The 14510-nt window shown below is 71.6% G+C and carries 13 protein-coding genes; 1 reads left to right on the plus strand and 12 read right to left on the minus strand.

What is annotated here, in order from left to right:
• Nucleotides 1-26: 26 nt before the first annotated feature.
• The 12 genes from coaBC to pyrR form a co-directional block, all read right to left on the minus strand.
• Nucleotides 27-1250, minus strand: coding sequence for a bifunctional phosphopantothenoylcysteine decarboxylase/phosphopantothenate--cysteine ligase CoaBC (gene coaBC / locus V1633_RS25405; protein ID WP_331216913.1), 1224 nt, complete (start codon nt 1248-1250; stop codon nt 27-29).
• 20 nt (nt 1251-1270) lie between these two features.
• Entirely contained in the window at nt 1271-1534 is a 264-nt protein-coding gene (gene rpoZ, locus V1633_RS25410) for a DNA-directed RNA polymerase subunit omega (protein WP_101366725.1), read from the minus strand.
• A 141-nt stretch (nt 1535-1675) separates the two neighbouring features.
• Nucleotides 1676-2188: a nucleoside/nucleotide kinase family protein gene (locus V1633_RS25415; protein ID WP_331216914.1), complete on the minus strand. Its 513-nt coding sequence runs from the start codon at nt 2186-2188 to the stop codon at nt 1676-1678.
• A 26-nt stretch (nt 2189-2214) separates the two neighbouring features.
• On the minus strand, nt 2215-2532 hold the full coding sequence (gene mihF / locus V1633_RS25420) for an integration host factor, actinobacterial type (RefSeq protein WP_331216915.1): 318 nt from the start codon (nt 2530-2532) through the stop codon (nt 2215-2217).
• Between the two features lie 171 nt (nt 2533-2703).
• The gene (gene pyrF / locus V1633_RS25425) at nt 2704-3546 is read right to left on the minus strand and encodes an orotidine-5'-phosphate decarboxylase (RefSeq protein WP_331216916.1); all 843 of its coding nucleotides are present in this window, start codon (nt 3544-3546) and stop codon (nt 2704-2706) included.
• Between the two features lie 247 nt (nt 3547-3793).
• Nucleotides 3794-5068, minus strand: coding sequence for an adenosylmethionine--8-amino-7-oxononanoate transaminase (locus tag V1633_RS25430; RefSeq protein WP_331216977.1), 1275 nt, complete (start codon nt 5066-5068; stop codon nt 3794-3796).
• A 58-nt stretch (nt 5069-5126) separates the two neighbouring features.
• A complete protein-coding gene (locus tag V1633_RS25435) occupies nt 5127-6176 on the minus strand; it encodes a quinone-dependent dihydroorotate dehydrogenase (protein ID WP_331216917.1) in 1050 nt (349 codons plus the stop codon).
• Nucleotides 6173-9496 (minus strand): carbamoyl-phosphate synthase large subunit, encoded by a 3324-nt coding sequence (gene carB, locus V1633_RS25440; protein WP_331216918.1) that lies wholly within the window; start codon nt 9494-9496, stop codon nt 6173-6175. The genes V1633_RS25435 and carB overlap by 4 nt, the downstream gene beginning before the upstream one ends.
• A complete protein-coding gene (carA, locus tag V1633_RS25445) occupies nt 9489-10652 on the minus strand; it encodes a glutamine-hydrolyzing carbamoyl-phosphate synthase small subunit (RefSeq protein WP_331216919.1) in 1164 nt (387 codons plus the stop codon). Before carA ends, carB begins: the two co-directional genes overlap by 8 nt.
• Nucleotides 10649-11983 (minus strand): dihydroorotase, encoded by a 1335-nt coding sequence (locus tag V1633_RS25450; protein WP_331216920.1) that lies wholly within the window; start codon nt 11981-11983, stop codon nt 10649-10651. The genes carA and V1633_RS25450 overlap by 4 nt, the downstream gene beginning before the upstream one ends.
• Entirely contained in the window at nt 11980-12903 is a 924-nt protein-coding gene (locus V1633_RS25455; protein WP_331216921.1) for an aspartate carbamoyltransferase catalytic subunit, read from the minus strand. The genes V1633_RS25450 and V1633_RS25455 overlap by 4 nt, the downstream gene beginning before the upstream one ends.
• Nucleotides 12900-13487: a bifunctional pyr operon transcriptional regulator/uracil phosphoribosyltransferase PyrR gene (pyrR, locus tag V1633_RS25460; RefSeq protein ID WP_331216922.1), complete on the minus strand. Its 588-nt coding sequence runs from the start codon at nt 13485-13487 to the stop codon at nt 12900-12902. Before pyrR ends, V1633_RS25455 begins: the two co-directional genes overlap by 4 nt.
• A gap of 283 nt (nt 13488-13770) precedes the next feature.
• Between pyrR and bldD the strand changes: the two genes are divergently transcribed.
• The gene (gene bldD, locus V1633_RS25465; protein ID WP_101366736.1) at nt 13771-14259 is read left to right on the plus strand and encodes a transcriptional regulator BldD; all 489 of its coding nucleotides are present in this window, start codon (nt 13771-13773) and stop codon (nt 14257-14259) included.
• The last annotated feature ends 251 nt before the right edge of the window (nt 14260-14510 follow it).

The following is a 14510-nucleotide window of genomic DNA, read 5'->3' on the forward strand; positions in this document are numbered from 1 at the left end:
TAGTCATCCGCCGCCTGACCAGTGCACTACAACGTCGCGCCGGGTCGTGACAATCCGGTTAAGCGCGTTGTTACCAGATCCCAGACGGCGTCGGCGAGGTCTTCCTTGGATTGCTCCGAAAAAGCCGTCGTCGACCCGTCGGCCCCCAGTACGACGGCCCTGTTGGTGTCGGCTCCGAAGACCTTGTCCGGCCCGACCTCGTTGACGACGATCAGGTCGGCCTTCTTCCGGGCCAGCTTGCCCCGGGCGTTGGCCTCGGCGTCACTGGTCTCGGCGGCGAAGGCGACCAGCACCTGCTCCGGTCGCCTGCGCTCGCCCAGCTCGGCGGCGATGTCGGGGTTGGCCACCAGCTCAACGGTGAGCGTGTCGCCTCGACCCGACTTCTTGATCTTATCCGAGGCGTAGGTCGCCGGCCGGAAGTCGGCGGGTGCCGCCGCCATCACCACCGCGTCCGCCGTCCCGGCCGCCTCCAGGGTCGCCTTGCGCAGCTCCTCGGTGGTACCGACCCGGACCACGTCCGCGCCGGCCGGATCCGGCAGGCTCACGTTGGCCGCGATCAGGGTGACCCGGGCACCCCGGGCCACCGCCGTCCGGGCGAACGCGTAACCCTGCTTACCGGACGAACGGTTGCCGAGGAAGCGCACCGGGTCCAGTGGCTCGCGGGTGCCACCGGCGGTGACCACCACCTGGCGGCCGGCCAGGTCCCGCGGCGCGTCCACCCCCCGGACCAGCACCCGACGGGCGACCGCGAAGATCTCGGCCGGGTCGGGCAGCCGCCCCTTGCCGGTGTCCACCCCGGTCAGCCGGCCGCTCGCCGGTTCGAGCACCAGGACCCCGCGCCGCCGCAGGGTCGCGACGTTCTCGACGGTGGCCGGGTGCTCCCACATCTCGGTGTGCATCGCCGGCGCGAGCACCACCGGGCAGCGGGCGGTGAGCAGGGTGTTGGTCAGCAGGTCGTCGGCGAGACCGTGGGCGGCCCGGGCCATCAGGTCAGCCGTGGCCGGGGCGACGACCACCAGGTCGGCACCCTGGCCGAGGCGTACGTGCGGGACCTCCTGCACGTCGGCCCAGACGTCGTCGGCGACCGGCTGGCCACTCAGCGCCGCCCAGGTCGGTGCGCCGACGAACCGCAGCGCGGCGGCGGTCGGCACGACCCGGACCCGGTGCCCGGACTCGGTGAACAGTCGCAGCAGTTCGCACGCCTTGTAGGCGGCGATCCCCCCACCGACCCCGAGTACGACCTCGGTCATCTACGACGTCCCGGCCGCCGCTACGGCTGGTCGGTCGGCTCTGCGGTGAGCAGACCCGCGTTGATCTCCCGCATCGCGATCGAGAGCGGCTTCTCCTGCGGAGTGGTCTCCACCAGCGGGCCGACGTACTCCAGCAGGCCCTCGCCGAGCTGGCTGTAGTAGGCGTTGACCTGGCGGGCGCGCTTGGCGGCGAAGATCACCAGCGCGTACTTGGAGGTGGTCTTCTCGAGCAGCTCGTCGATCGGCGGGTTGGTGATGCCTTCGGGACTGGCGATGGATCCCACGGGAGAAACCTCTGTGTCTGCGCGACCGCCCGGAGGCGGTCAGGTCGGAGTCGATCTGGAGTTCGGGTGTCGAGCCGAGATTCGGGTCGGACGTGACGCTCTCGGCTCGGACACGAAGTTCGGAGTCCGTTCAACGCCGTGTCAGCTCGACGTCAAGTGGCACGAACCGAGCAAGCCTACCAGTTCGTCGGCGGCCCGCTCGATGACGTGGTTGACGACCGTTACGTCGAATTCCCGACCAACGGCGCGGACGTCGGTCCCCGGCGGGGCGAGGTACACCAGCCGGGCCTCCGGCATCGCCGCCCGGATCTGGCGGGCGCCCCGGAGGTCGATCGTCAGCAGCACCGGCCGACCGGCGGACAGCCGGATCCGTACCGGCCCGCTCGGCGTGCCGTAGCGGTGGACGCCAATTTCCGACCACTCCAGCAACTGCCCGTCGTCGAGGAGTCGGGCGAATTCCGCCCGGTCGACGAAACAGTAGTGCACACCGTCGATCTCGTGTTCCCGACGGGGGCGGGTGGTCAGCGGGACCGATCGCCACAGCCACGGCGATCGCGCCCGGACAAGTTCCGTCACGCTGTCCTTGCCGACCCCGGAGGGGCCGGCAAGGACCGTGAGACGAGCCGACGGGCGGACATCGTCATTCGTACTCACTGCTTGTTTCTACACGGCGGTTGGAACTAGTTCGCCGAGAACTCTCCAAGCAGTGCCTTGCGCTGCTGCTCACCGAGGCCACGCAGGCGACGGCTGTCGGCGATCTTGAGCTTCTCCATGATCTGGGTGGCCCGGATCTTGCCGATTCCCGGCATCGCCTGAAGGACGGCGGAGACCTTCAGCTTGCCGACGACATCGTCCGCCTCCGCCCGGTCGAGGACGGCGGCCAGGGTGGTCTTGCCCTGCTTCAGCTCTTCCTTGAGCTTGGCACGGGCCTTGCGGATCTCCGCAGCCTTTTCCAGCGCGGCGGCACGCTGCTCGGGGCTCAGTTGGGGGAGCGGCACCAGTTCTCCTCAGGTCCCTATCGCGACGGGCGGAACGCACCGCCGCATCTGTGAAACGTGGTGTGCCTGGGAACCAAAGGGGTACGTGGTTCCCAGCGCCGGGAAAACTAGCGGTCAACGGAGCTTTCGGCAACGTGGGCGCGCCATGATCATGTCAGCGTGACCACGAGATCACTGACCGGCGGCGGTCAACGCGGCCCGACAGTCGGCCAGAACACGGTCCGCCGCGGCCCGCAGAGCGGCCGGGTCCGGGCCCGCGCCGAGCACCTCCCGGGAGTACGACGGAAGCACCGCGGAGAGCTCGTCGCCGAAGACCGTACGCAGGTCGGCAGCCCGTCCACCCTGCGCGCCGAGGCCCGGTGCGAGCAGCGGCCCATTGACCTTGGACAGGTCGTGCCCGGTCTCCCCGATCGTGGCGCCAACCACCAGACCGAAACTTCCCAGCGGCTGCGCACCCTCGTTGAGCTGGGAAATCTCGTCGATGACGGTCTGCGCGACGGTTCGCCCGTCCGCGCCACGGGCCCGCTGCACACTCGCGCCCTCCGGGTTCGAGGTGAGCGCGAGCACAAAGACTCCGCCGCCGTGCGACCGCGCCGCGTCGAACATCGGAGCGAGCGAGCCGACGCCCAGGAACGGGCTCGCGGTCACCGCGTCGACATGGACCGGGCTGGATGGATCAAGGTACGCGTCCGCGTACGCGGCGACCGTGGAGCCGATGTCGCCCCGCTTGACGTCCAGCAGAACGAGGGCACCCGCGCCCCGCAACTGTCGGATAATTGACTCAAGTACCGCGAGTCCCCGGGACCCGAAGCGCTCGAAGAAGGCGGACTGCGGCTTGACTACCGCGACCCGGTCGCCGAGCGCGTCGGCCACGGTCTGACTGAACCGGGTCAGGCCCTCGAGATCGTCCGAGAGCCCCCACCGGGCCAGCAGGGCCGGGTGGGGGTCGATGCCCACGCAGAGCGGCCCGCGCTCCGCCATCGCCCGGTGCAACCGACTGCCGAAGGTCTCCATCCGTCGCTCTCCTCTCCCCGGGCCGCCCGGATGGCGGCCCGTCCCATCGGTCGCCGGGCGGGCCGGACCCGACCCCGGTCGCCGGGAAACCGGATCCGGCCCGGGTCGCCCGGCGCGGACACACCCGGCCGCCCGGCGAACCCCACCCGACCCGACGGACCGGCGCGACCGACCCGCGCCCGGCGAGCCGGACTCAACCGGCCGCGACCGCCGGGCGAACCGACCCGACCCGTCCGGCGCCCCGGACTCAACCGGCCGCGGCCGCGGCGGCGATCGCCGTACAGATCCGGGCCAGGTCCTCGTCGTCGGTGACGTACGGCGGCATCGTGTAGATCAGATCCCGGAACGGACGCAGCCACACCCCGTGCGCCACCGCGGCGGCGGTCGCCGCCGCCATGTCGACGTCGTGGTCGAGCTGCACCACCCCGATCGCGCCCAGCACCCGGACGTCCGCCACACCCGGCGCGCCCCGCAACGGCGCCAGACCGGCCGAGAGCCCCGCCCGCACCCTCGACACCTCCCCCGGCCAGTTTCCGGCCTTCAGCAGCCCGATGGAGGCGTTTGCGACCGCGCAGGCGACCGGGTTGCCCATGAACGTCGGGCCGTGCGCGAGCACGCCGGTCGCCGAGATGCCGGCGGCGACCGCCGGCGTGCAGAGCGTGGCGGCCAGGCTCAGGTAGCCGCCGGTGAGCGCCTTGCCGAGACACATCACGTCCGGCGTCACCCCGGCGTGCCCGGCCGCGAAGAGGGCGCCGGTCCGGCCGAACCCGGTGGCGATCTCGTCGAAGATCAGCACGATGTCGTGCGCGGCGGTGACCTCACGCAGCAACCGCAGGTAGGCCGGATTGTGGAACCGCATCCCGCCGGCCCCCTGCACCACCGGCTCGACGATCACCGCGGCGAGTTCGTGGGCGTGCCGCTCCACCGCGTCCACCAGGGACGCCGCGTACGCCTCGTCGACCGGGGCGTCGAAACCGGACGGTGGCAGGTCGGCGAAGATCTGCCGGGGCAGTACGCCGGTCCAGAGCGCGTGCATCCCGCCCACCGGGTCACAGACGCTCATCGGGTGGAACGTGTCCCCGTGGTAGCCACCCCGCCAGGTGGCCAGCCGGTGCCGCTCCGGCCGCCCCCGGCCACGCTGGTACTGCAGCGCCATCTTCACCGCGACCTCGACCCCGACCGAGCCGGAGTCGCAGAGGAAGACGTGTTCCAGGCCGGGTGGGGTGATCTCGACCAGACTCCGGGCCAGCTCGACCGCGGGCCCGTGGGTGAGCCCGCCGAACATGACGTGGCTCATCCGGCCGAGCTGGTCGGTGACCGCGGCGTCCAGCACCGGATGCCGGTAGCCGTGGATCGCCGCCCACCACGACGACATCCCGTCGACCAGTTCCCGCCCGTCGGCCAGGCGCAGCCGTACCCCGGCGGCGCTCTCCACCACGTACGGGTCGCTGCGGGCCGGCATCGGGGCGTACGGGTGCCAGACGTGCGCCCGGTCGACCGCGACGATCTCCTCGGGCGTCAAACCCGCCTCCCGGCCCGGGGCCACCATTTCCACGCCCATCGCCGTTTCCCTCCCGTGGTCAGTTCCGCGCCGCCCTGGCGAGCCCACGGACAAGTCCCGGCCCGCGATAGACGAAACCGGTGTAGAGCTGCACCAGACTGGCCCCGGCGTCCAGCAGCGCGGTGCCGTCGGCCGGGTCGAGGATGCCGCCGACCCCGATCACCGGCAGCCGCCCGCCGGTCTCCGCGTGGACGAAGGAGACCACCTGTCGGGCCCGGGCGGTCAACGGCCGGCCGGAGAGGCCACCCGCCTCACCGGCCCGGGGCAGGTCGGCCGGGGCGAGTCCGTCCCGGCCGAGCGTGGTGTTGGTGGCGATCACCCCGGCCGCCCCCCGGTCGAGGCAGACCTCCAACAGCTCGGCGATCGCCGCGTCGGTCAGGTCCGGCGCGATCTTCACCAGGACCGGCTTCTCCCCCGCCAGGGCGGTCAGCAGTGCGTCCAGGTGCGACCGGTCCTGCAGGCTCCGCAGCCCCGGGGTGTTCGGCGACGAGACGTTGACCGCGAAGTAGTCGCCGTAGGCGTACAGCGCCCGGTAGGAGGCGAGGTAGTCCTCGACCGCCTGGTCGATCGGGGTGACCTTGGACTTGCCGAGTGAGATCCCCAGCGGCACCCCCAGTGGACGGTCCAGGGCGGCCAGCCGGGCGGCCAGCGCCGCCGCCCCGGCGTTGTTGAAACCCATCCGGTTGATCACGGCACCGCTGTCCGGAAGCCGGAACAGCCGGGGCCGGGGGTTGCCCGGCTGCGCGTGCGCGGTGACCGTGCCGACCTCGACAAAACCGAAGCCGAGGGCCGGCCAGGCGGGCAGCGCCCGCCCGTCCTTGTCCATCCCGGCGGCCAGCCCGACCGGGTTCGGGAAGTCGAGCCCGAAGACCGTACGCGGCGCGGCGACCGCGTAGCGGGCCCGGAGCGCGGCCAGCAGCGCCGGCCGCCGGGAGATCCCGGCGAGCCGGCGCAGCGTCCACTCGTGCGCCGTCTCGGCGTCCCCGCCGCCGATCCGGAACAGCGCCGGCCGGACGACCCGGTCGAAGAGGCCGGGTGCCGCGCCGGGTGTGGTGGTCGGCGCGGTCACTCGCCGGCCCGCAGCGCGGCGTGCAGCTCCTGCAGCGGCCGGACCGTCATGTCACCCCGGATCAGGGCCTCGATCCCCATCACCGCCGCCGCCGCACCCGGCACGGTGGTGATGCACGGTACGTCCGCGCCGACCGCCGCGCTACGGATCTCGTACCCGTCGGACCGGGCGCTCGCCCCCGAGCCCTGCGGGGTGTTGATCACCAGCGCGACCTCGCCCGCCGTGATCAGCGACACCGCGTCCGGGCCGTCGGCGCCCTCCTCGTAGTGCTTGCGGATCAGCTCGCAGGAGATGCCGTACCGGCGCAGCACCTCGCCGGTGCCGACGGTGGCGACGATCTCGAAGCCGAGGTCGGCGAGGCGCTTGATCGGGAAGATCATGCCCCGCTTGTCGCGGTTGGCGACGGAGACGAAGACCCTGCCCCGGGTCGGCAGCGAGCCGTAGACCGCCGCCTGCGACTTGGCGAAGGCGTGCCCGAAGGCGGTGTCGATGCCCATCACCTCGCCGGTCGACTTCATCTCCGGCCCGAGCAGCGAGTCGATGCCCATCCCGGCCGGGGTGCGGAACCGCTTGAACGGCAGCACCGCCTCCTTCACCGCGACCGGCGCGTCGACGGGCAGCGAACCGCCGTCCCCGGTCGGTGGCAGCAGCCGCTCGGCCCGCAGCTCCGCGATGGTGGCGCCGAGCATGATCCGGGCCGCCGCCTTGGCCAGCGGTACGGCGGTCGCCTTCGAGACGAACGGCACGGTCCGGGAGGCCCGGGGATTGGCCTCCAGTACGTACAGCGTGTCGTCCTTGAGCGCGTACTGGACGTTCAGCAGGCCGCGTACCCCGACGCCCCGGGCGATCTCCACCGTGTAGCGCCGTACCGCCTCCAGGTGCGAGCTGGCCAGGGTGATCGGCGGCAGCGCGCAGGAGGAGTCGCCGGAGTGGATGCCGGCCTCCTCGATGTGCTCCATCACGCCGCCGATGTAGACCTCGCCGTCGGCGTCGCAGAGCGCGTCCACGTCGATCTCGATCGCGTCGTCCAGGAACCGGTCGACCAGCACCGGGTGGTCCGGGGAGATGTCGGTCGCCCGGGTGATGTACCCGCGCAGCGTGGGGTCGTCGTAGACGATCTCCATGCCCCGGCCGCCGAGCACGTACGACGGCCGGACCAGCACCGGGTAGCCGATCTCCTCGGCGATCGCCCGGGCCTCCTCGTAGGAGGTGGCGGTGCCGTGCGCCGGGGAGCGCAGGCCGGCCGCGTCGAGCAGCGCGCCGAACGCGCCCCGGTCCTCGGCCAGGTGGATCGACTCCGGCGAGGTGCCGACGATCGGCACCCCGGCGTCCTTGAGCCGCTGTGCCAGACCGAGCGGGGTCTGCCCGCCGAGCTGGACGACGACCCCGATCACGCCCGGCCCGCCGGCCGCCTTCCCGGACGAGTCCTCGGCGTGCCAGACCTCCAGGACGTCCTCGAAGGTCAACGGCTCGAAGTAGAGCCGGTCGGCGGTGTCGTAGTCGGTGGAGACGGTCTCCGGGTTGCAGTTGACCATCACCGTCTCGTAACCGGCGCCCCGGAGGGCCATCACGGCGTGCACGCACGAGTAGTCGAACTCGATGCCCTGACCGATCCGGTTCGGGCCGGAGCCGAGGATCAGCACCTTCGGCCGGGCCGATCCGGTCACCTCGGTCTCTTCGTCATAGCTGCTGTAGTGGTACGGCGTGCCGGCGGCGAACTCGGCCGCGCAGGTGTCCACGGTCTTGTACACCGGCCGCACCCCGAGCCGGTGCCGCAGCGTCCGTACCCCGTCCTCGGCGGCCAGCTCCGGACGGAGCGCGGCGAGCTGCCGGTCGGAGATGCCGGCCCGCTTCGCCCGGTACAGCAGCTCCTCGTCGAGGACCGCCGCGCCGACGATCTCGGCACGCAGCTCGACCAGACCGGCGATCTGGTCCACGAACCACGGGTCGATGCCGCCGGAGGCGGCCGACACCTCGGCCACCGAGGCACCGAGGCGCAGCGCCCGCTCGACCGTGTAGAGCCGTCCGTCGTGCGGGGTGGCCAACGCGGCGAGGGTGCTCTCCAGGGTGACGCCGTCGGGGTCCGGCACCGTCCAGAAGCCGGTCTCCTTCGTCTCCATCGACCGCATCGCCTTGTTCAGCGCCTCGGTGAAGTTGCGGCCCAGGCTCATCGCCTCGCCGACCGACTTCATCGTGGTGGTGAGTTCCCGGTCGGCGGCCGGGAACTTCTCGAAGGCGAACCGGGGGATCTTCACCACCACGTAGTCCAGGGTGGGTTCGAACGCCGCCGGCGTCTTCAGGGTGATGTCGTTCGGGATCTCGTCCAGGGTGTAGCCGATGGCGAGCTTGGCGGCGATCTTCGCGATCGGAAAGCCGGTCGCCTTGGAGGCCAGCGCCGAGGACCGGGAGACCCGGGGGTTCATCTCGATCACGACCAGCCGGCCGTCGGCCGGGTTGACCGCGAACTGGATGTTGCAGCCGCCGGTGTCCACCCCGACCTCGCGGAGCACCGCGATGCCGAGGTCACGCAGCCGCTGGTACTCCCGGTCGGTCAGGGTCATCGCCGGGGCGACGGTGACGCTGTCCCCGGTGTGCACGCCCATCGGGTCGACGTTCTCGATCGAGCAGACCACCACGACGTTGTCGTGCCGGTCCCGCATCAGTTCGAGCTCGTACTCCTTCCAGCCGAGCACGCTCTCCTCGATCAGGACCTCGTGTACCGGGCTCTCCGCCAGGCCGGCCCCGGCGATCCGGGTCAGGTCCTCGTCGGTGTGCGCCATTCCGGAGCCGAGGCCGCCCATCGTGAACGACGGCCGGATCACCACCGGCAGGCCCAGCTCGGCCACGGTCTCCCGGACCTCGTCCATCGAGTGGCAGACCCGGCTGCGCGGGGTCTCGCCACCGGCCCGGGCGACGATCTCCTTGAACAGCTGCCGGTCCTCGCCCCGGCGGATCGCGTCGATGTCCGCGCCGATCAGTTCCACGCCGTACTTGGCGAGGACGCCGGACTCGTGCAACGCGACCGCGGTGTTCAGCGCGGTCTGGCCGCCGAGGGTGGGCAGCAGCGCGTCCGGGCGCTCCTTGGCGATGACCAGCTCGACGAACTCCGGGGTGATCGGCTCGACGTACGTCGCGTCGGCGAACTCCGGGTCGGTCATGATGGTCGCCGGGTTGGAGTTGACCAGGCTGACCCGCAGCCCCTCGGCGCGCAGCACCCGGCAGGCCTGGGTGCCGGAGTAGTCGAACTCGCAGGCCTGCCCGATGACGATCGGGCCGGAGCCGATCACCATGACGTGTCGCAGATCGGTCCGCTTAGGCATGCTGGCCGCCTTTGTTCTTTTCGCCTTCGATCAGTTCCGCGAAGCGGTCGAACAGGTAGTCCGCGTCGTGCGGGCCGGCCGCCGCCTCGGGGTGGTACTGCACGGTGAACGCCGGCACGTCCTTGGCCCGCAGGCCCTCGACCACGTTGTCGTTGAGGCAGACGTGACTCACCTCGACCGCGCCGAAGTCGGTGTCGATCACCTGGTCCGGCACCACCAGCCCGGGGCCGGCGCCCGGCACCTGGACGGCGAAGCCGTGGTTGTGGCTGGTCACCTCGACCTTGCCGGTGACCCGGTCCAGCACCGGCTGGTTGATGCCCCGGTGGCCGTACCCGAGCTTGTAGGTGCCGAAGCCGAGCGCCCGGCCGAGGATCTGGCTGCCGAAGCAGATGCCGAACAGCGGGATCCGCCGCCGCATCACCTCGCGGGCCAGCCCGACCGGGTGATCGGCAGTGGCCGGGTCACCGGGGCCGGGCGAGAAGAAGACCGCGTCCGCGCCGGTGGCGACCAGGTCGTCGATGCTGGAGCCGGCCGGCAGCACGTGGGTGGTGACGCCGCGGGCGGCGAGCCGGCGCGGCACGTTCCGCTTGATGCCGAGATCCAGGGCGGCGACCGTGAACCGGTGCTCCCCCTCGGCCTCCACCGTGTACGGCTTCGCCGTGGTCACCTCGGCCGACAGGTCCGCGCCGACCATCTTCGGCGCCTCGCGTACCCGGGTCAGCAGCGCCTCCGGGTCGACGTCCAGGCTGGACACCCCGACCCGCATCGCGCCGCGTTCCCGCAGGTGCCGGGTGAGCGCCCGGGTGTCCACACCGCTGATCCCGACCACACCCTCGGTGGCGAGCCGGTCCTCCAGACCGCCGGTGGCCCGCCAGTTCGAGCCGACCCGGGCCGGGTCGCGGACCACGTACCCGGCGACCCAGATCCGGCCGGACTCGTCGTCCTCGTGGTTGACCCCGGTGTTGCCGATGTGCGGCGCGGTCTGGACCACCACCTGCCGGTGGTACGACGGGTCGGTCAGCGTCTCCTGGTAGCCGGTCATCCCGGTGTTGAAGACCGCCTCGCCGAAGGTCTCCCCGACGCTGCCGTACGACTCGCCGCGGAAGGTCCGCCCGTCCTCCAGGACCAGGATGGCTGGTCGCCTTCTGTTGCTCACTTAACGGCCTTTCCGTCCAGCACCGTCGGCTCGCCCCGCAGGAAGGTGGCGACGATCCGACCGGGCAGCGTGGTCCCCGCGTACGGGGTGTTGCGACTCAGGCTCGCCAGCCCACCCGGTTCCACCACACGGCGGGCCGCCGGGTCCACCAGGGTCAGGTTGGCGTGCGCCCCGGGCGCCGGGTCCCGGCCGTGCTCGGTCAACCCGGCGATCCGGGCCGGCGTGCGTGACATCCGCTCGGCGATCAGATCCCAGCGCTCACCGACGACGCTGAGCAGCACGGAGAGCGCCGTCTCCAGCCCGAGCATGCCCGGCCGGGCGTACGCCCACTCGCACTCCTTGTCCTCCAGCGCGTGCGGGGCGTGGTCGGTGGCGACGATGTCGATGATCCCCTCGACCAGCGCCTCGCGCAGCGCGGTGACGTCGGTGGCGGTACGCAGCGGCGGGTTGACCTTGAAAACCGGGTCGTAACCGGCCGCCCCGGACCCGGTGTTCGCGAGTGCCGGGCTCGTCAGTCCGCTCCGGCCGGCCACCACCTCGTCGGTGAAGAACAGGTGGTGCGGGGTCACCTCGGCGGTGACCCGTACCCCACGTGCCCTGGCGTGGCGGAGCACCTCGACGCTGCCGGCGGTGGAGACGTGGCAGACGTGCAGCCGGCTGCCGACGTGCTCGGCGAGCAGCACGTCCCGGGCGATGATCGCCTCCTCCGCCACCGCCGGCCAGCCGGTGAGGCCGAGCCGGGTGGAGACCTCACCCTCGTGCATCTGGGCGCCCTCGGTCAGCCGGGGCTCCTCGGCGTGCTGGGCGATGACACCGTTGAACGCCTTGACGTACTCCAGTGCCCGGCGCATCAGCCGGGGGTCGGCCACGCAGTGCCCGTCGTCGGAGAAGATCCGGACCCGGGCGGCGGACGACGCCATCGCGCCGAGTTCCGCGAGCCGCTCGCCGGCCAGTCCGACGGTGACCGCACCGATCGGCTGCACGTCGACCAGCCCGGCCTCGCGGCCGAGGCGCCAGACCTGCTCGACCACGCCGGCGGTGTCGGCGACCGGGGAGGTGTTGGCCATCGCGCAGACGGCGGTGTAGCCGCCGAGCGCGGCCGCCCGGGAGCCGGATTCGACCGTCTCGGCGTCCTCCCGACCCGGTTCGCGCAGGTGGGTGTGCAGGTCGACCAGGCCGGGCAGGGCGACGAGCCCGTCGGCGTCGACCACGGTGGCACCGCGGGCGTCGAGGCCGCGGCCGGCCTCGGCCACCACGCCGTCGCGCAGCAGCAGATCGGTCGGCTCGGCACCGACCACCCGGACCCCCCGGATCAGGTACGGCTCGCTCATCGGTTCATTCCCCCCAGCAGCAGGTACAGGCAGGCCATCCGGACGGAGACACCGTTGGTGACCTGTTCGACGATGGTGGACCGGGGCGAGTCGGCGACCTCCGGAGCGATCTCCATCCCCCGGTTCATCGGCCCGGGGTGCATCACGATCGCGTGGTCCGCCAGGCGGCGCATCCGGGGCCCGTCCAGCCCGTAGCGGCGGGCGTACTCCCGGGCCGACGGGAAGTAGGAGTCGGCCATCCGTTCCCGCTGCACCCGCAGCATCATCACCACGTCGGCGCTGGGCAGCACGCTGTCCAGGTCGTACGAGACCTCGGTGCCCGGGGCCAGCGCCGGCCCGATGTCCACCGGGATCAGGGTCGGCGGTCCGACCAGGGTGACCTTGGCACCGAGAGTGGCCAGCAGCAGCACGTTGGAGCGGGCGACCCGGCTGTGCAGCACGTCCCCGACGACCGCGACGTGCAGGCCGGCGATCCGACCGAGCCGGGACCGCATCGTGTACGCGTCGAGCAGTGCCTGGGTCGGGTGTTCGTGGGTGCCGTCGCCGGCGTTGAGTACGGAGCCGTCCACCCAGTTGGCGAGCCGGTGCGGCGCCCCGGAGGCCGGATGGCGGATCACCACCGCGTCGGCTCCCATCGCCTGCAGGGTCAGCGCGGTGTCCTTGAGGCTCTCACCCTTGGAGACGCTGGAGCCCTTGGCCGAAAAGTTGATCACGTCGGCGGAGAGCCGCTTGGCCGCCGCCTCGAACGAGATGCGGGTCCGGGTGGAGTCCTCGTAGAAGAGGTTGACCACGGTCCGGCCGCGCAGCGCGGGAAGCTTCTTCACCTCGCGACCGGCGACCGTGGCCATCTCGGCCGCGGTGTCCAGGATCCGGGTGGCGGTGGCCGCGTCGAGGTCGGCTCCGGAAAGTAGGTGCTTCATTGTTGGGCTGTGCCTCCGATGAGCCGGACCTCGTCGCCGCCGTCAGTCTCGGCGAGGGTCACCTTGACGCTCTCGGAGAGCGCCGTCGGAATGTTCTTCCCCACGTAGTCGGCCCGGATCGGCAGTTCGCGGTGGCCCCGGTCGACCAGGACCGCGAGTTGGACCGAACTCGGCCGCCCGAGGTCGTTCAGGGCGTCCAGGGCGGCCCGCGCGCTGCGCCCGGAGAAGAGGACGTCGTCGACGAGAACGACCCGCTTGCCGTCGATGCCGCCGGAGGGCACCTCGGTCGGACCGACCGCCCGTACGGCGTGCCGCCGCAGATCGTCGCGGTAGAGAGTGATGTCGAGCACACCGACGGGTACGTCGATCCCCTCGAAGGCACTGATCCGGGCCGCCAGTCGGCGGGCCAGCGGGGCCCCTCGGGTGGGAATGCCGAGCAGTACGGTGTCGGCGGCGCCCTGGGTCTTCTCCAGGATCTGGTGGGCGATCCGGTCCACCACCCGGGCCAGCTCAACGCTGGTCAGGATCACCTTCACGGACGGTGGTGGGGCTGGCTGCGGCTGGGCAGCCTGCGGGTACGCCACGGCGGACCCCCTTCCCCGCCTCACGGGACGGGTCGTTAAAGGACGTCGGATTTCCGGCGCTCGCCATTGCGGCGCGGGCCGGGGCTCCAGCCACGTTACCACTGGCCACGGGGCCGACCCCGACCGGTGGCTGACCCGACGGTCAGCTGGCCGAAACCGGCAGTCGGAACACGATCTTTGTAATAGGTAGGTAACTAGCACTTGACCCCGTGTCGCATTCCCCGTACCGTCACGCTCCGTAGCGATCGCTGGGGAGATCCCCGACCAGCACTGGGAGTGCCGAATGCCCTCTGAATACGCCAAGTCGTTGGGCGCGCGACTGCGCTCGATCCGTCAGCAGCAGGGACTTTCCCTGCAGGGGGTGGAGGAGAAGTCGAACGGGCGGTGGAAAGCCGTCGTCGTCGGCTCGTACGAGCGGGGCGACCGGGCCGTCACGGTGTCGCGCCTCGCCGAGCTTGCCGACTTCTACCGGGTACCCGTCTCGGAGCTGCTGCCGGACGGCAGTGGCGTTCGTCATGAGCCGACGAACAAGATCGTTCTCGACCTGGAGCGGCTGTACGACGAGGCCTCCGAGGACCTCGCCTACGTCGCCCGCTATGCCCGGGCCATCCAGCAGCAGCGGGGTGACTACAACGGGCGGGTGCTGTCGATTCGCGCGGACGACCTGCGGGCGCTCGCGATCGTGTACGACTCCTCCCCCTCCGGTCTGATCGAGCGGCTCACCGAGCACGGTGTTCTCGTCGCCGACCCCCGGGCGCTCTTCGCGTCCTGATCCTGGTGTAAGGAAGGGCCCCTTCTTATCGCTTTTGCATAGGAAGGGGCCCTTCTTAACGTCCGAGGCCGGATCATGCCCGTCGCGTCGCCTGCCCGCCGCCTCGCCCCGGCCCCGCATCCGCCCGCAGGGCAGCCACCGTGGAACGAGCCACGCGATGGGCTCGCTCCGCACGGCGCGAGAACGACTCGCTCGAAAAAGACACACCCGCAGGAACGGCCCACGCAACACGAACGGCCCACGCAACACGG

It is taken from the genome of Plantactinospora sonchi (genome assembly GCF_036422035.1).
Taxonomy (GTDB): Bacteria; Actinomycetota; Actinomycetes; order Mycobacteriales; family Micromonosporaceae; genus Plantactinospora; species Plantactinospora sonchi.